This is a genomic window from Microcoleus sp. K4-B3 (genome assembly GCF_036704615.1).
Classification (GTDB): domain Bacteria; phylum Cyanobacteriota; class Cyanobacteriia; order Cyanobacteriales; family Microcoleaceae; genus Microcoleus.
On sequence record NZ_JAUBSF010000013.1, the window covers coordinates 79,397 to 97,138 of the forward strand.

The 17,742-nt window shown below is 48.1% G+C and carries 11 protein-coding genes and 2 pseudogenes; 3 read left to right on the top strand and 10 right to left on the bottom strand.

Features of this window, described 5'->3' with window-relative positions:
- Window positions 1-149: 149 nt before the first annotated feature.
- The 9 genes and pseudogenes from QUA78_RS09045 to QUA78_RS09085 all read right to left on the bottom strand — a co-directional run.
- A complete protein-coding gene (locus QUA78_RS09045) occupies window positions 150-461 on the bottom strand; it encodes an RNA recognition motif domain-containing protein (RefSeq protein WP_172190665.1) in 312 nt (103 codons plus the stop codon).
- A 16-nt stretch (window positions 462-477) separates the two neighbouring features.
- A complete protein-coding gene (locus tag QUA78_RS09050) occupies window positions 478-624 on the bottom strand; it encodes a hypothetical protein (protein WP_333302293.1) in 147 nt (48 codons plus the stop codon).
- 446 nt (window positions 625-1,070) lie between these two features.
- Window positions 1,071-3,254 (bottom strand): nitrate reductase, encoded by a 2,184-nt coding sequence (locus tag QUA78_RS09055; protein WP_333302292.1) that lies wholly within the window; start codon window positions 3,252-3,254, stop codon window positions 1,071-1,073.
- 1,216 nt (window positions 3,255-4,470) lie between these two features.
- Window positions 4,471-5,298: pseudogene (locus QUA78_RS32810) on the bottom strand (ABC transporter ATP-binding protein); the annotation flags it as partial.
- A gap of 143 nt (window positions 5,299-5,441) precedes the next feature.
- A complete protein-coding gene (locus QUA78_RS09065; RefSeq protein ID WP_333302290.1) occupies window positions 5,442-7,466 on the bottom strand; it encodes a nitrate ABC transporter ATP-binding protein in 2,025 nt (674 codons plus the stop codon).
- A 129-nt stretch (window positions 7,467-7,595) separates the two neighbouring features.
- A complete protein-coding gene (gene ntrB, locus QUA78_RS09070) occupies window positions 7,596-8,465 on the bottom strand; it encodes a nitrate ABC transporter permease (RefSeq protein WP_333302289.1) in 870 nt (289 codons plus the stop codon).
- A gap of 166 nt (window positions 8,466-8,631) precedes the next feature.
- Entirely contained in the window at window positions 8,632-9,948 is a 1,317-nt protein-coding gene (locus QUA78_RS09075) for a CmpA/NrtA family ABC transporter substrate-binding protein (protein WP_333302288.1), read from the bottom strand.
- A 91-nt stretch (window positions 9,949-10,039) separates the two neighbouring features.
- Window positions 10,040-10,351, bottom strand: coding sequence for a 2Fe-2S iron-sulfur cluster-binding protein (locus QUA78_RS09080; RefSeq protein WP_333398729.1), 312 nt, complete (start codon window positions 10,349-10,351; stop codon window positions 10,040-10,042).
- Window positions 10,352-10,390: 39 nt separating this feature from the next.
- A pseudogene (locus QUA78_RS09085) lies at window positions 10,391-11,926 on the bottom strand (ferredoxin--nitrite reductase); the annotation flags it as partial.
- 612 nt (window positions 11,927-12,538) lie between these two features.
- On the opposite strand from QUA78_RS09085, the gene QUA78_RS09090 reads away from it, so the two are divergent.
- The 3 genes from QUA78_RS09090 to QUA78_RS09100 all read left to right on the top strand — a co-directional run bounded on the left by QUA78_RS09090 (window position 12,539) and on the right by QUA78_RS09100 (window position 14,663).
- The gene (locus tag QUA78_RS09090) at window positions 12,539-12,754 is read left to right on the top strand and encodes a hypothetical protein (RefSeq protein ID WP_333302287.1); all 216 of its coding nucleotides are present in this window, start codon (window positions 12,539-12,541) and stop codon (window positions 12,752-12,754) included.
- A gap of 404 nt (window positions 12,755-13,158) precedes the next feature.
- Window positions 13,159-13,302: a hypothetical protein gene (locus QUA78_RS09095; protein WP_333302286.1), complete on the top strand. Its 144-nt coding sequence runs from the start codon at window positions 13,159-13,161 to the stop codon at window positions 13,300-13,302.
- A gap of 458 nt (window positions 13,303-13,760) precedes the next feature.
- Window positions 13,761-14,663, top strand: a complete 903-nt coding sequence (locus QUA78_RS09100; protein ID WP_333302285.1) for a PEP-CTERM sorting domain-containing protein — start codon at window positions 13,761-13,763, stop codon at window positions 14,661-14,663.
- Window positions 14,664-14,761: 98 nt separating this feature from the next.
- Here the strand turns inward: QUA78_RS09100 and QUA78_RS09105 are convergent, their stop codons facing one another.
- Complete coding sequence (locus QUA78_RS09105; RefSeq protein WP_333302284.1) at window positions 14,762-17,416, bottom strand: C39 family peptidase; 2,655 nt, start codon at window positions 17,414-17,416, stop codon at window positions 14,762-14,764.
- Window positions 17,417-17,742: the final 326 nt, after the last annotated feature.

The window sequence follows — 17,742 nt, forward strand, 5'->3', positions numbered from 1 at the left end:
AGCCTCAAACTATTGTCTAGCAATATTTTGAGGACTTTAAGGCGCGGTGCGATCGCACAACTAACTATCTATTTTTCACAGAGAATTATTGTTGACTCTCCTATCGCTCCGGCACAACACAAGCGAGCTAAAAATTTAGCTTGGGTGGTTTAGTAGCGACGAGAATTGCCACCGCGATCGTTGTTGCCCCAGTTACCGCTGTTAGAAGAACCACGTTCTTCGCGGGGTTTTGCCTTATTGACCTTGAGGTCGCGACCCATCCACTCAGCACCGTCAAGAGCCTCAATGGCTGCGGTTTCTTCGGCTTCAGTAGACATTTCTACGAAAGCGAAGCCACGCATCCGGCCTGTTTCGCGGTCAGCAGGCAATTGAATGCGCTTTACTGTTCCGTACTCTCCAAAAGTTTGGCTGAGGTGCTCCTGCGTTACTTCGTAGGATAAATTGCCGACATAGATTGACATTGAACATTCTCCAGAATCAGAGGGTGTAGAGATTTAAATCCGGAGGAACGCCGATCGAACGAACTGTACTGCCGAAAATAAAGCCTTGTAAAAACATCATAGCACCTATAGGTGCAAACTGCAATTGTCTGACTCGATTAATTAAAAAGAAGGCAGAAGGCATTCGCCAGAAGATATTCTCCCGAAGGAAAAACCCCCCATCAAGAAGGAAAAACTTAGAATAAATAAATTTAATTTTCCTTGTTCCCGGGCTCTGCCGGGGAAACGCAGCTTGTAGGCTGGGTAATGGCATAACGATTGTAGCTTTTAGATTTGGGATTGAGGATTTGAGATTTATGTGTAGGGTGCGTCCGGGCTCAAAATTGCTCGATCGAGAGAGGTTGTTACCCTAAAAACGGATACTTGCGAACGACAGGAGTCGTCGAGAGATCGTAATTTTAGACTCTTGTTCAAGCTCCCAGATTCATCTGTGGAGTAAATCTCAAATCGTTCGACTCAGCGCGACTCGACTCAGCGCCGAACGTCAACCGCGTTCATCCCCATGTCGATCGCCACGGGCTTCCCCCTCGTTATTCGGTGAGTTGTAACATCCCATAGTTGGAGGGCAGCTCAAGAAGTGACGGCGAGGGTCGATTTTGCCCAATTAAATTCCCCAACTTCTGCTGCAACTTCTGCTGCCGTTTCTGCCCCAACCAGCACCAACTGCACCGCACAAGCTTTTAACTCGGGCTGTTTGGAATCTGGACAGCTTGCAGAATGAGTCATGGCATTAGCTTCAGCACCTTCGGCCCACAGAGAACCCCAGTGCATCGGTACAAATAGCGTACCCGGGGCGATCGCCTTTGTGACTTTTGCCGGAAACTGCGCCTTGCCGCGGCGCGATCGAACTTCCAGCAAATCCCCCTCCTTAATCTGCAATTTGGCAGCATCGCGGGGGTGAATTTCCAAAAACGGATCGGGGTGCAATTGATTAATTTTTTCTGTTCTACCCGTCCGCGTCATCGTGTGCCAGTGTCCGTAAAGTCTCCCTGTCGTCAACACAAACGGATAATTCGGATCGGGAGGTTCTGCCAGTCCCCGGGAGTGATAGGCGGAAAATCTTGCCCGCGCGTCAGGAGTGTGAAAACGCCTGTCAGTATACAGCCGTTTCGCTTCGTTCGCTGGATGCACAGGCTCGTTTTCCCGGCAAGGCCACTGCTGCGGCCCTTCTTGGCGGATGTATTCGTGGCTGAGGCCGGTCATGTCGCAAGGCTGACCCCGCGTCAACTGCGCGTACTCTTTAAAAACCTCCGCACTGTTCTCGAAAGCAAAGTGTTCGGCAAAACCCAACCGCCGTCCCACCTCGGCGAAAATGCTCCAGTCATCGCGGGCTTCCCCGGAGGGAGTGTCGAAACCGGGACAAAACGTAACGCGGCGTTCGGAATTCGTCATTACTCCGGTTTTTTCGCTCCACTGCGTTGCCGGCAGCAGGATGTGAGCGTAGGCCGAGGTTTCAGTGGGATAGTAAGCTTCTTGATAAATAGTAAAGGGCGATCGCAGCAAAGCGGCTTTAGTGCGTTCCAAATCCGGCATACTCACCACCGGATTAGTAGCTGCAATCCACAGCAACTCGACATCGCCAGTTTCCAAGCCCACAATCATGTCCCAAGCTGTGCGGCCCGGATTCGGGGAAATGCTTCCCGGTGCGATTCCCCAAAACTCCTCAACTTGGGTTCTGTGTTCGTCATTTTTCACAAACCGATATCCCGGCAATAAGTGAGACAGTCCTCCGGCTTCCCGCCCTCCCATCGCGTTTGGCTGGCCGGTGAGGGAAAACGGGCCGCATCCCGGTTTGCCGATTTGACCGGTCATCAAGTGCAAATTAATCAGCGATCGCACCTTGGCCGTGCCTTCGGAGGACTGGTTGATTCCCATCGACCACAGCGACAAAACCCGCTGCGACTGTTCCCAGTAGTTTGCCGCCGTTTCTAACTCGCTGACAGTAATGCCGCAGCGCGAGGCTACAAACTCTGGCGTGTAGCTGCTAATAACCTCAGCAAAAGCTGAAAAATTCGCCGTGCATTCTTGAATAAACTCAGGATCTATTGCTTGCCTCCGCAACAGCAAATATGCAATTCCGTTAAGCAAATCTATATCCGTACCCGGTTTAATTGCTAAGTGCAAATCGGCCGCTTCAGCAGTCGGAGTCCGCCTCGGATCTACCACAATCATCTTGACATTGGGATGTTTTTTGTGGTACTTTGCTAATCGGTTGAACACAATCGGATGGCATTCCGCTGTATTGCTGCCGATAATAAAAGCGCAATCTGTTAATTCTAAATCCTCGTAACAGCAAGGTGGCCCGTCCGAACCAAAACTTTGAACGTATCCCGAAACTGCTGAAGACATACACAAGCGAGAATTCGCATCAAAATTATTTGTACCCAGACAACCTTTCATGAGTTTCTGGGCAATATAATAATCTTCTGTTACGAATTGACCCGAACCGTAAACGCACAAAGCATCGGGGCCGCTGGTGCTGCGAATTGTTTGGATGCGGTTAACAATTGCATCGAGAGCTTCGTTCCAGCTAGCGCGGCGGAAGGGTTGGTCGAGAGTATCTCGCATCATCGGATAAAGTAGCCGATCGCTCCGAATCGACTCTGCTACAGTTGCTCCCTTAATACAAACCATGCCCTGACTCGATGGGTGATTGCGATCGCCCCGGACTTTCCAATTTTGTTTTGTGTCAGGAACAACTTCTAGACCGCAACCTACACCGCAGTATGGGCAAAGAGTTTTTATAGTTTCCATCTGGTGATTTTAGATGCTAATTTTTGAAAGCTAATGGGTAATTGGTAATTCGTCATTATAGTCGGAACTGAGGGCTCCTGCAAATAATGTATCAATAATTACTAAATTACCGCAAAAATGCTTTACAACAACGGACAATACCCTGATTTAAAATTAACCGCTCTCTTACTAAAACTCGCGATCCATCTGGGTTGTAGTCAGCTTCTCGCTGCTCCTAAATTCCTCTCAAATAGAGGTACTCCTGACATAAATCTTGTCACCCCAAGGATGGGGGCTAGGAGGAATCTTTGCAGGATTCAAACAGCGGGCAGATACTACTTTTGACCTAGTTGTTGATAGCAATTATAGATTTAGTGCGAGAGTATTATATCCCCTACTTCCCTGTTTTAACTTCTAATACGCCACCGTTGGCAGGGCTAAAAGTTACTTGGAATTCAGCAGTTTTTTCAGCGCCGGCTGTGACACCTGTAGGAGTTTGCAAAACTGGCAGAGGAGTTTCTTTGACGAAATCTTTAGCTGCTTTATTTGTGGGATCGAACTGTAGGATATCGCCGTTTTGTTTTACTTTGACCCGATAAGTCAAACTTTCGGTAAATGTCGGAGTTGTTCTCCACTTTTGGTCGATTTGTGCATACAACTGCTGTCCGATCGCATCGAGTTCGGCTTGGTCAGAAATCTCTGATGTGGCACTGGTTGCTGCACCCATCGAGGCAGCCGTCGCGGCGGCAGCATCGATGGGTGCAGGACTGGCAGCATCGATGGGTGCAGGGCTAGCAGCATCGATGGGTGCAGGGCTAGCAGCATCGATGGGTGCAGGGCTAGCAGCGATGGGTGCAGGGCTGGCGGCAGCAGCGATGGGTGCAGGGCTAGCATTCGGTGCGATCGAACTTGCTGCGATTTGCGGGCTGGGGGGAGAACTCACAACTGCCGCCGCAGTCGCCGCTTGCGGTGCAGTTTCTGTTAGTTTCGCTTGCTTTAGCTGGTTGGAAACACCAGACATATTGACTGCTGCTAAAGTAGCCATTCCTACCAACCACGAGACAGCCAGGATGCCGCGTTTGATCGGCGAGGCTTCTCGGGCTTCCGCAGCGTGAGGCACAAAGGGGGCAGGTGCGATCGGCTTGTTAGCAGTCTCCGCAAGCGCAGGCTTTTTGCTAGCAGGTAATGGCATCGGTAGCGCGACGGCTTCTGTCTCCGAGTCCGTTGCTTCATCGCCTTCGTGATGGGCGTAGCGAGAAAATAGGAACTCCAAAGCAAAGTTGCGAAGTTCGTAGTATTTCGGGTCTTCCATAATCCGCGCCCGGTTGCGGGGACGGCTGAACGGAATGTGCATATCTTCGCCGATGGAAGCAGCAGGCCCGTTGGTCATCATCACGATGCGATCGGCTAAAAACAAAGCCTCATCAATATCGTGAGTAATCATAATGACGGTAATTTTGTGCTGCCGCCAAATTTTCAGCAATTCTTCCTGCAACTCTTCCCGCGTAATTGGGTCTAGAGCCCCGAAAGGTTCGTCTAAAATCAACAGTTTGGGTTGAGTTGCCAGAGCTCGGGCGATCGCAACTCTTTGTTTCATCCCCCCTGACAATTGGCCCGGTCTTTTGTTACAAGCTTCAGTGAGCCCCACTAATTCCAAGTGTTCCTTGACGATCGTATTGTGTTCGTCTGCGGACTTTTCCGGGAAAACATTTTCAACGCCGAGGTGAATGTTTTCAGTAGCAGTCAGCCACGGCAAAAGCGAGTAGTTTTGAAACACCACCATGCGATCGGGGCCTGGTTCAGTAATCTGCGAACCTTGCAGGGCCACTTCTCCGTTTGTCGGCCCGTTGAATCCCGCGATCATATTCAGCAAAGTTGATTTGCCGCAGCCAGAGTGACCGATCAAACAAATAAATTCGCCTTCATTAATAGTCAGGTTTACACCGTCGAGAACGACGTAAGGGCCTTTAGGAGTTTCGTAGACTTTCGATACGTCTTTAATAGTAAGAAAGTCTGGCTTGTCCGTTTGAATTTTGGTTGTTTGGGGGGTTTTGAGAGTTTGCATATTTTCAGGAGGGGGATTTTGGGTTGGGGAATTAGACATGACAACTTAGGATTGAGAATTTGAAATTAGGGATTTAGGAAGTGGGAAATGTGGAGTCTTGTTTCCTGATTTCTTGCTCATGATTCCCTCTTCCTATTTGCTGGTTATGCTGGCAGTTTGATGGAACATTGACTGCCTATTTGTTCAATTAAAATTTCTTCTATGCGGACGGCGCGCTTAATTTTGACATTCTGAAGATACTGGATCGGGTCGTCTAGATTAAATACAGTGCCGTCAAATAGCTCGATCGTCCGGCGATCTCTGGCGATATCCGGCAAACCCAATTCGCGCACTGCTTGACCGAAAACATCGGGCCGCAAAACTCGATCGACCACTTCCACCCAGTTTTTCGGGAACGGAATCAGTCCCCAGCGAGCCATCTGCGCCATCACCCACACCATTTCTAGGCGGTCTGGACAATTGGTTTTGTCAACGTAGAACTGGTTGAAGTTGTAGAGCATTTCAGGTTCTGCCTCCGTACCGGAGTTGTACGGGTCGAGGAACCCCGGACGGATGTCTTTCGGATCGGCACCGATGTATTGTCCTTGGCTAATCAATTCTAGGACTTCTTCGCGGTTGCGGCGGTCGTCGCAGTAGTCGCAGGCTTCCAAAAGCGCTTTGACGAGGGCGAGGTGGGTTTGAGGATATTTCTGAGCCCAATCTTCGGTAACACCGAGAACTTTTTCGATGTGTCCGGGCAGAATATCGAGGGAACGGGCCATGACAAAACCCGTACCGCTGTTGACTGCGTGGGAGTTCCAGGGGTCGCCCGAGCAGTAGCCGTCAATGTTGCCTGCTTTTAAATTCGCTACCATCTGCGGGGGCGGAATCACGGTCAAGCCCACGTCGAGGTCGGGGTCGATACCGCCGGCGGCCAGCCAGTAGCGGAACAGCAGGTTGTGCATGGAGGCCGAGTGTACCGTGCCCAAGGTGTGAACTTTATCCGGAGTCTTGGCGATCGCAGCTTTGAAATCCTCTAATGTCCGAATGCCTTGTTGGTAAAGGTGTTTGCTGAAAACAATCGAATTGCCGTTGCGAGACAGCGTGAGGGCGCTGCAGACGGGCACAGGGGCCTCACCGTCGAGCCCCAACAGCATGGCGATCGGCATTCCTGCAACCATTTGCGCCGCGTCCAGCCGTCCTTCGGTGACTCCTTTGGCGATCGCTTTCCAGCTAGGTTCGCGGCTGAGAGTAACTTCTTCCAAGCCGTGGGCTTGGAAAAATCCTTTTTCTTTGGCTACTACTAAGGGCGCGCAGTCGGTGAGGGGAATAAAGCCGATGTCGAGGTTGATTTTTTCCAAGCCGTTGCGGGCGATGACAGGCGGTTGTTGTTTTGCCCGGCGCTGTTTGACCCGCTTTTGCTGGTTGAGGAAGTAAACCATTTCGTTACGCAGCGCGTAGTAACTCGGATGGTTGACAACTTCCATGCGCTTGCGGGGGCGGGGAATATTCACTTCGAGGATTTGCCCGATTTGCGCTTCCGGGCCGTTGGTGAGCATCACAATGCGATCGCTCAGTAATAAAGCCTCATCCACGTCGTGAGTTACCATCACGCTGGTGACTTTGCTTTCCTCGCAAATTTTCATCAACTGTTCTTGCAAACCGCCGCGAGTTAAAGCATCAAGTGCTCCGAAAGGTTCGTCTAGCAGCAGCAATTTCGGGCGAATCGCCAGGGCGCGGGCGATCGCAACTCTTTGTTTCATCCCCCCAGAAATTTCGCTGGGGCGTTTGTCGGCGGCGTGTCCGAGTCCGACTAATTTAATGTGGTGTTCGATCACCAACTCGCGATCTTCTTTCGAGTTACCGCTGTAAATTTCATTTACTGCTAGGGCGATATTTTCGCGCACCGTCAGCCAAGGTAGCAGCGAGTAATTTTGAAACACCACCATTCTGTCCGGGCCTGGATCGCGGACTTCGCGCCCTTCTAAAGTAATCCCGCCCTGACTTGCTTTGTCGAGGCCGGCGATGATATTTAGCAGTGTAGATTTGCCGCAGCCCGAGTGTCCGATTAAGGTGATGAATTCTCCCTTTTTTATTTTCAGTTCGATATTTTTAAGAGCGATGTATTGCTCTCCATTTGGTAAGTTAAATACGCGGTCAACGTGGTCTACTTCAACAAATACTGACATGGTAATTTTAGGTTAGTTTGTAATTTGTAGATTAAATCAATTTAGGGTGCGCCTGGCCGCACCTTCCCTTGTTGGCTTTAGGGTGCGCACTGCGCACCTTACCTTGTTTAGGTCACTCTCAACCAAATCCTATTTCTGTTCTTCGGGAACAACTTTGGAAGCGATGAAACCAACAATTCTGTCTAAAATCAAACCGACAATTCCTACATAAAGCACCGCTAGAATCACTGCGCTAAGTCTAGAACTGTTGTAAGCGTCCCAGATGAAGAAGCCGATGCCGACGCCGCCGACTAACATTTCCGCAGCTACGATCGCCAGCCAAGACAAACCGATGCCTATTCTCAAGCCTGTGAAGATGTAAGGAACAGAAGAGGGAAGCAGGATTTTCCAGAAGTATTTTTGGTTGGGGAGGCGCAAGACGCGGGCGACGTTTCTGTAGTCTTGGGGTATTTGTTGAACGCCTACTGTGGTATTAATTAAAATTGGCCAAATTGCTGTAATTAAAATTACGAAGAGTGCTGACACTTCGTTAGCTTTCACCCCCATGCCTTCAAAGGGATTGAACTGTTGAAATACTGCCAGGGCGATCGGCAGCCAAGCCAGGGGCGGGATAGTTCTGAATACTTGAAACAGCGGGTCTAAAGCATCGAACATTAAGGAGTTTGTGCCGATGAGGATTCCCAAACTGATGCCGAGAACTGCTGCTAGAGTAAAGCCGATCGCCACCCGCTGCAAGCTAGCCAAAATTTGCCAGAACAAGCCTTTGTCTGTACCGCCATTGTCGAAGAAAGGATTGATAATCAGATTCCAGCTTTCTTGGACAGCTTTGATTGGCCCCGGCAAGGTGGATGAGGCATCGTGGCAGAGGATTTGCCATATTATCAGTAGAACTGCGATTGCAACTAGCGGGCGGATGATTTTTCGGCGGTTTTTTTGAACCTGATCCAGAACGAAATTTACTGGATTTTTGCTTTTAGTAACAGCGAGGTTTGTTGCCATTTTTGTTTTTGCAGTATTGTGAATAATCGATTATTTGTAAATACTTTGAACAGAGTTCAGCAGGTTTAGCCCTTGGAACGAGCCCTCCGTTTCACTCTGCCCAACACCGTCAATTTTAGGCGTTTGTCAAGTGTCAACACTCAAGTGTCAACACTCAACAAACTAATTATGCTTTTTTGATTGCCAGACCATTCAGATATTCTTGTGGTTTTTCTGGGTCAAACTTTACGCCGTCAAAGAAGGTTTCAACACCGCGAGAAGTGGTAGCAGGAATTTGGGCGGCGGGAACGCTAAGTGCTGTCGCAGCAGCTTTCCAAATATCTTCGCGGTTAACTTTATCAACCGTGGCTTTGATGTCGGTAGTTGCCGGCATATAACCCCAGCGAATATTTTCAGTTAAGAACCAAGTATCATGGCTCTTGTAGGGATAAGAAGCATTATCAGCCCAGAATTTCATCGCCACTGGGCTGGCAGCTTCTATGCGGCCGGTACCGTAGTCAATTTTACCCTTAGAGCGACTGATAATATCTGCTACTGGAACTTTTAACCACTTATCTTGAGAGATGATTTGGCACATCTCATCGTGATTTTCTGCCTTGTCGCACCACTGCTGGGCTTCCAGTACGGCCATTGTTATTGCTTTTGCAGCTTTGGGGTTTTTTTCAACCCAATCTCCTCTTAAAGCGAAAGCTTTTTCTGGGTGGTCTTTCCAAAGTTCTCCGGTTACTAAGGCGGTGTATCCTACCTTTTGAGTAACTAGCTGAGCATTCCAAGGTTCGCCTACGCAAAAGGCTTCCATGCTGCCAGATTTCATGTTCGCTACCATTTGGGGCGGCGGTATGGGAATCACGGAAACATCTGTATCTGGATTAATACCGCCGGCTGCTAGCCAGTAGCGCATCCACAAGTCGTGGGTGCCGCCGGGAAAGGTTATAGCAATTTTTTGATTGGCGAGGGCTTCTTTGAGAGGTTTGCTGTCAGTACCTACTTTTAAATCTAGGTATTTTTTGCTGAGGGAAATTGCTTGACCGTTAGTATTTAACCGGGCAACAATGTTCATCGGCACTGGCTGATTGCCTTTGGTAATAGTGCCTAATGTCATTTGGTAAGGCATCGGGGATAAGATGTGGGCGCCGTCAATCCCACCTTTTTCGGAACCGAGTTCTAAGTTGTCGCGAGTAACTGGCCAAGATGCTTGTTTGGTAACTTGTACGTCTTTCATGCCGTACTTGGCAAATAACCCTTTTTCTTGGGCGATGATTAAGGGTGCTGAGTCGGTGAGGGCGATGAATCCGAGTTTGGCTGCGGTAACTTCTGGGGCGTCGGCGGGGTTGATGTTGACTGCTGGGGTGGCGCTGGGTGTGGCGCCGCTGGGAGTTGCGCTAGATGTGGTGGAACCGGAACTGCAACCGTGGGCTAGGAGGGTGCCGGCTGCTGTTGCTCCGGCGGTGATGATGAATTTTCTTCGGGAAAGGTTGCTCATTTGTCTTGAATTGTTGTTGTACTTTGAGATCTTGGAAATGTGAGATGTGAGATTGATTCGCGACCTTCGCATCGCATCTCACATTGTGAGATTAGGCGTCGATCGACACTTTGCCGATCGCCCGCGCGCTGCAAGCTAAAATGAACCCTGGTTCTAAGTCTCGGGCCGCGTCGGGTTGGCTGTCGTAGACTGTTTGGCCTTCTAGGAGTTTCTGCTGGCAAGTGCCGCAGCTTCCCGACCGGCAATTGCTGTCAAGTTCGACTCCGGCCCGTTCGGCAACATCGAGAATGAACTCATCTTCGCTGCAAGCAACTTCTTTGCCCGATCGAGCGAAAATGACAGTAGATGTCTGAGGTTTGGCTGCCGAGACTGCCGTTTCGTCCCTCTCAACCGTCAGTTGCAGTTGTCGGTTGAGGGAAGCTACCTCATCTTCTTGAGATAGATTGGGAACGGCCCCGAAGTTATCGACTAAAAGTTGGCGCAGCACTGGTTTGAGGTCTTCGCAAGGGATGCTTTTTTGGACGCAAGTACCCAAATGAGCGTCTTTGCCGACTGTACCTCCCATGTAAATGTCTACACCTTCGAGGGTTTTGCCGTTCTTGCGAACTTTTGTTCCCATCAAACCGATGTCTGCTACTTGGGGTTGAGCGCAGGAATTGGGGCAACCAGTCCAGTGAATTCTGACCGGTTTGGGAACTGAAAGTTCGGCTTCGAGTTCCTCAATCATTGCCACGGCGCGGCTTTTGGTTTCAATGAGGGCGAAGTTGCAAAACTTCGAGCCGGTGCAGGAAACCAATGCTCTCGTCAGGGGTGCGGGGTTGATGGAAAAACGCTGCAACAGCGGTTCTTTGACCAGCGATTCAATCCGCGAGTCGGGAACGTTAGGAATAATCACATTTTCTTCGACGGTGAGCCTGAGGTCGCCGCTGCCGTAAACCTCGGCGATTCTGGCCAAATCGAACAAATCCGATGCCTGCAGCCGTCCGACTGGAACGTGCAACCCTACATAGTTGAGCCCTGATTGTTTTTGGGGGTAGATGCCGATGTGGTCGCGTTTGTCCCAGAGGATTTCATCTTTGAGGGCGGCGGCGGGCAAAGTGCGACCTAATTCTTGTTCGACTTCGGATCGGAATTGTTCGATTCCCAGTTCGTCAATCAGCCACATCAGTCGGGATTTTTGGCGGTTTACTCTCGGGCCTCGATCGCGAAACACAGTTAAAATTGCTTTGCACAAATCTACAACGTCGCTGGGACTGGCCCAGGCGTTGAGGGGAACTGCTGCCTCGCAGCGTTTGGCGGAGAAGAAACCGCCGACTAAAACGTTAAAGCCGATGTTGCCGTCTTGGTAAGCGGGTACGAAGGCGATGTCGTTGATTTCTGCGTGGACTGAGTTGTCGCGACAGCCTGCGATCGCAATATTAAACTTTCTCGGCAAATTTGAAAACGCGGGGTTGCCTTCGCCGTGGTTCGTAATCAAATCTTGGACTTGGTTCGCCAGTTCCCGCGTATCTATCAGTTCGTCCGCGTCCAAGCCCGCGACTGGGGAACCCGTGATGTTGCGCACGTTGTCCATGCCAGACTGAATGCTGGTCATGCCCGCTTCTTTGAGGCGGCGGAAGATGTCGGGTACGTCTTCGATGCGAATTCCGCGCAGTTGTAGGTTTTGTCTGGTGGTGATGTCGGCGCTGCCGTCGTCGCCGTAGCGTTGGACGATTTCTGCTAGCGTTCTGGTTTGATTGCTAGTAATGATGCCGTTGGGCAAGCGCAGCCGCATCATAAATTTGCCGGGAGTTACTGGCCGAAAGAAGATGCCGAGCCATTTGAGGCGGTGCTCGCGATCGATTTCGTCCATTGCTTCCCAGCCGATCTCGGCGAAGTGGTCGAGTTCGGCTGTTAATGCTAAGCCATCTTTTTCGGCTTTGAGTTTTTCAAACTTGTTCAGGCTCGCTTGGGCTTTGGGTTCTACTGTTTGGGTCATCGGTTTACCCTCGCTGCTGGCTTGTTGGGGAGAAGTATTGACTTGGAGCATAAAGTGTGTGATTCCTGCTAACCTTAGTGAGTGTATGGATTTAAAACTGTATATTTAGTTACTAGATCGAATTTCTTTTAAGCATGGTTGGTCTTCTGTAAATTTGAGCTTGACTGGGCGCTGCCTCGAAGTCGCAAAACTATGTATGGTTATAGTTGTTACCGATGGTTCGGTCGATTCCTGGGTTTCTATGCACCTTAGTTATGAGCTAATGTAAAGCGCACCACTGTAAACATTCGTAGCTATTTTTACAAAATATTGAGTTTTATGAATTTTTAGCATAGTGGCGATGCGTTTTATACATGGGTAATGGGTAAAGACACCCACACAGCGGAAAAATCTCTTTAAATCTTTAGATTTGGCAGGGGAGATGGGGAATTTGGAAGATATAAAATCATGTTGTGACTAAGATCGCAGACTTAAAACGCAGCTCGTCACACAATTAGAGCGGTCGCTGTCACACAGTTTGCCTGAAAACATCACGTTCTCTGCTATGCCAGCGTCACTCTTAATTTTCCGAGAAGGAGAGATGATATAAGTATCGAATTCAGGGAATGTCTCATGTTTTTAGTTCAACTTATCCCCGGCGCTATTTCCGAAATGCTTGCCTCTGTTACTGATACGGGTTGTTTGACTTTAGCCGATCGCTACGGTTTGATGGCTGCTGTTTTAGACGACTCTCTCGACGATGAATGCAGACATTCGATCAACCGCCTGCTGCGTTCTGTTCTCAAGGGAAGAGTCAAGATAGTCAACGAACTCTCGGCGATATGTTAACAACATTTAAAAAATGGCAATGCCCAATAGTTGCGAGCAACTATATTGTGAAATTTGATTGATTTATACAGCGCTTCAAGTGTTGAAAACACCGCCCGAGTTAGAAGGAACCCGCAATGCCTGCACCGGATGTATGGCAGAAATTTTCTTGACTGTTCTAAAAACGTGTGATCGCTCATCGCCGTCTGAAATTTTTTTAATTTTCCAATTCTCGCTTTGTGCGGCACTTAGAGACAAAGTGCCGCTCCACAGTTTGTCTATCGATTAAGAGCCTGTTGGGTCGATCGCTTCTAGTAAAATTAGTAAAATTGTGGGCGATCGGCTTTTTAGAAGTTTAAGAAATAAAGCCATCGCCACCAACGTAATTATAATTATTGAACAGGGCTGGAGATGACAGACAAGTTATGAAAATTATTAATCAAACAATCGAAATATTAACAGAATCAGGCATCGGCATCTACAACATCATATCAAATCCGGTAGCATCGGAATTAATATTACCCACAGCTTTCGAGGCCGCGAGAACCCCGTGTCCCTACCGCGATTAATTGTAGGGATACGGCACTGCCGTGTCCTCTATATAATTCCGGTGCAACCGGAAACGATATCACACACCCAATCTTCAAAATTTATTGGTAATCGATCAAAAATCAATTAAGTAGATCGGCATGAAAAAACAATAATATCTTGTAGGGGCGGGTAAAGCCTAGATATGGACTAGCAGGCAGTTTATTGCTGCTCTCAACCGCCCAAACCCGGTAGTCGGTTTATTTGCACCTACAGGACTTATGCAGCTACACTATATACTGTGCCTGCGTCAGTCCTGTATTTAGCTAGTGGCATTGGTTGGTTTTTTTAACCAATCTCGTTGATATGATGCGATCGCCGGACAAAATCTTTACCGAAACTTTAATAAATTCGGTCGGAATGGATGATTTACTGAAAATTAAAAACAGTCGATCGAGCAGAGTTGATACTTTAACACTTATTTCCCCGGGAGAATGTTATGACTTCCATTACTAGAAACAGCATCCACTGGACTTACTCAGTGGCTGTTTTATGTGCAATTATCGCACTACAGCAACAAAAAGCTACAGCAGCAACACTATCTAACGGCTGGAATTATGCGATCGATTCCTTCAACGACGGCGTGACAGGTGCCCAAATCGGCGGCGGCGAATTTGAATTTTACGGCATCGCCGTCAAAGAAACATCAGATACAGCTTTCATCGCGATAAACTCCAATCTAAGTTTAGCAGGATACGCCGACCCACTAGCTCAAAGAGGCAACATCAACTACGGCGATTTGTTCTTCAATTTTTCCGGTCAAAACTTCAAGACAGCTAACGCAAACAGCAGCTTGTTTGGTATCCGCTTTGTCGAAGGAAATGACTCAAGCGTAGCCACAACAGGCGTTTACAGCAACGTTACCGCTAAAAACGTCACCAGAACTAACTCTGGCTTTACTAATTTAAATCAATTCAATACGGTAGTTGCATCTCAAGGCGGAACCCCGTCTCTGGGCGATTTAGCTGCCACAGACCCCTATTTTCAACAAATAGGTAACTGGACGGTTCTCAACTCAATTGCTACGGGTACAAAAGTAGGAGAAATTAATGTTTTAACGCCAGCAACTTTGAGCGCCCTCGGTCTTAATTTCGCTCAGTTTAATGCCGTAGGTTCTCAAACAATCGGATTCAGTTTCAATAAATCCTCAATGCCTTCGGGGAACTATATTGCTAACTTTTTTGCCGAGTGCGCTAACGATGCGATCGCCATTAAAGGCTCTTTTGAACAAGGCTCTGCTGAACCAGTACCAGAACCTGCTACTATCTTCGGTACTTTAGCCGGATTTGGGATTCTAGGCATTGGTGCAGCGAAACGCAAAATTAAGCGCAAGATTGCCTAAGTTATGTAGGGTGCGCACGGAGTACCTTACGAATAGCTGTAATGCGCACCTTACAAATAGTCGTAGTGCCTCAAACTACTTGCAAACCCTAGAGTAGATTATCGAGAGATAAAATGCGCCCAAACATTCCCATCTGGCCCAGCAACTTGATTGACGTAGCTGTAGGGATACATCAACTTTCTCCCCTCAGTATCGCTGTAACCGGTAAGTGCATCTCCCCAAGGATCTTGCACGATATAACCCTGAGAATTGTAGCCAATTAAAGTGATAATGTGACCGGCCGCAGTAAAATCTCCCGCTAAAACTACTGGCCGCCGATTCAGCAATTCCGATCGCACATCGGCCCATTTGCGAGTTGTACTAAAACTCGTCTTAAACCCGTAGGCCTCAATCAGCGCCGACAGCACGTTGTGATCGGTTTGAGAACCCTGACCGGCATAGTCGAAACACCACTGCAACAACTCATCCTCCAACTGTCCGCCCCATTCAGAACGAACGCCGTAGTAATAAAATACCATCGCGATCGCAGTTACGTTGCAAGTAGACCAATCAAAACGCGGATTGTCCCGCTGCGAAAAATAGGGCACGTTCAATTCCACATTGTTCGGAACAGGATCGAAAATTTTATCTCCCCGCTTGAACTGAACAAAACTAGGAAAAACATAACCTGTATTGCCAAAATTCGGCAGTTCTTCAGTCAGGGAAACTTTCAGGTGATCTCCTTCCGCACCGTAGCTGTTCACGCCGTAAACTCGACCTAAAGGCAGCGTAGTTTTTTCGGTACTGCTCAGGCTAGCAGCATCTACCGGCCGTTTTTTAAACACAGTTGCTTGCAGGATTGTCATCGTCAAAGCATCGGGGTCAAAGGGAACTTCTTTGCCGTCTTTTTTGATTTTAACGTCCTGCCAGTAAATAAATCCGATATTGCCGAAACCGGGAATAGATTCGGCGAGAGTCACTCGGAAATGCCCCAAAATGCAGGCATAACCAGTAATGGCATAGGTGCTGCCTAAAGTTATTTGAGCAACTTGATTTGCAGGTAGTTTAGATGAATCTTCTGGTTGACCTTTAATCTGAGTTGTTTGAATTACCAACAGTTGAGCGCTGACGTTGCTATTCGGTACGTCAGCTAGGTCAAATTTTAGGATTTGAGAACCTTTGGCCAACTGAACGTCGGGTTCGTAAAAATAGCCAAAAGTGCCGATCGGCGAAATTACTGAATCCACAACCACCTTGAGATGCCCGTCAATAAATCCGTACTTGCTAACTGCCAAAGTCTGACCTGCTTTGACAAGAACTTTTTGCTGATTGTTGAGGCGGGAAGAATCAAGCGGAGCTACCTTAAACAAAGTGTCAGAAACTATCTTTAAGGTCAAACCTTGTCCGACAGTTAGCGGATCGGAACTTACGGTAATGTAAATTATTTGGCTGCCAGTAACGTTGCCTTTGCTGTCAGTTGCCCGCAACCTGAGCCACCGAGCTCCAGCTACGCTAAATCCTTTAGACAAATTAACTTGCCAAGTGCTGGCCTCTTGGTTTAGCGTCACGCTTAGGGGCAATGTATCCTCAGCTATCACCTCAATTTTTGCTGCTTGTTGCCTGTCAAAAGTACCCCGAAGGACGATCGGCTGATTTACTAAAACTTCTGACGGCCCTTGATAACTTAAATTCACAGCGGGACTAAAAGATTTGCCACCGCGACTGAATTGCACAAAATCGGGATAAATGAAACCCGTATTGCCAAATTGCGGCAAATTCTCGGTTAGCGAGACTTTAATGTGGCTTTGTTCGATCGAGAATCCGGCAATTCCGTAAATCATTCCCGCCGGCAAAGTAAATTTTTCTTGGGGTGGCAGGTTAGCGGCATTTACAGGCTGCTTTTTGATCGCAGTAGTTTTGATAACAGTCATCGTAACTGCATTTCTATCATACTCAATTCCCCTCCCGTCTCGCAAAATTTGGACGTGCTGCCAGTACACAAATCCCGAAGTTCCTAATTTAGGAACTGCCCGAGCAAAAGCGACTCGGAAATGGTTTTCCACGCAAGCGTAGCCAAGAACATTGAAAGTTTCTCCCAGGTTAAATTGTAATTTCTGAGTTGAGCCTAAAGTTGCAGAATCTGCGGGGGTTAACTTTAACCATGTTTTTTTGATCACCCACAGTAACTGCATTCCAGGCGGCGGGACCGGCAACTCGGCGCGATCGAATATGAGAATTTTTGCGCCTTTGGTTATAAGTACGTGTTTTTCGTAGAAAAAGCCAGACTTTCCCACCGGAGAAATTGGATTATTTAGTTGAACATTCAGGTGTCCGTCTTCTAACTCGTAGTCGGTAATTTGATAAATTTTCCCTGCTGGTATGTCCGCTTTTTGCAGGTTATTGAGATTGCTCGCGGGCAGTGTTCCGGCTTTGAATACGGTATCTGTGAGAGTAATTAACGTGAAGAATTGAGCGGGTGACAGAGAAGCAGGATTAACTTTGATGTTAATTGTTTGTTGACCGATAACTTTGCCTGTCTTATCAGTTGCCCTCACCTGCAGTGTACGAGTTCCTGCGCTATCGAATCCTTTTTCTAAACTGATGTTCCAAATGCCTCTAGAGAGATTTATCCCCACATTCAGGGCATTTGAGCCTTCTGCTGCTGAAATCGCTGCCACTAGATTTTTGTCAAAAGTGCCAACTAAGACAGCGGCTCTATTGACCTCAATTTCTCGCGGGCCTAAGTAACTTAAAATAATGTTGCTGTTTGTCATTATATATCCCTCTACCTACTTAGTTATTCAGCTAAAGCAAGGATAACTTCTGATTTTATCAAACACAATGACTCGAACCAGGAAAAAATCGCCCCTAGATTCAGCCTACGGGCGGTTAATGCCTTTTCCAGCATAAGTTTTTAATTATTGGGGCGAGTTGCGCCACAAATCTAACTTTAGGCGCACACTAAGCACATTAACCGAATAAATGGGTAGTTGAGCGGATTTGTGGTGCAAGTTTTGAGGGAAGGAATTTAGTTCGAGCAGTTTGCTTCCCCCTCTACCCTTGACCCCTCACTTGCTGAGTCAGGACTTACAAAAAAAAC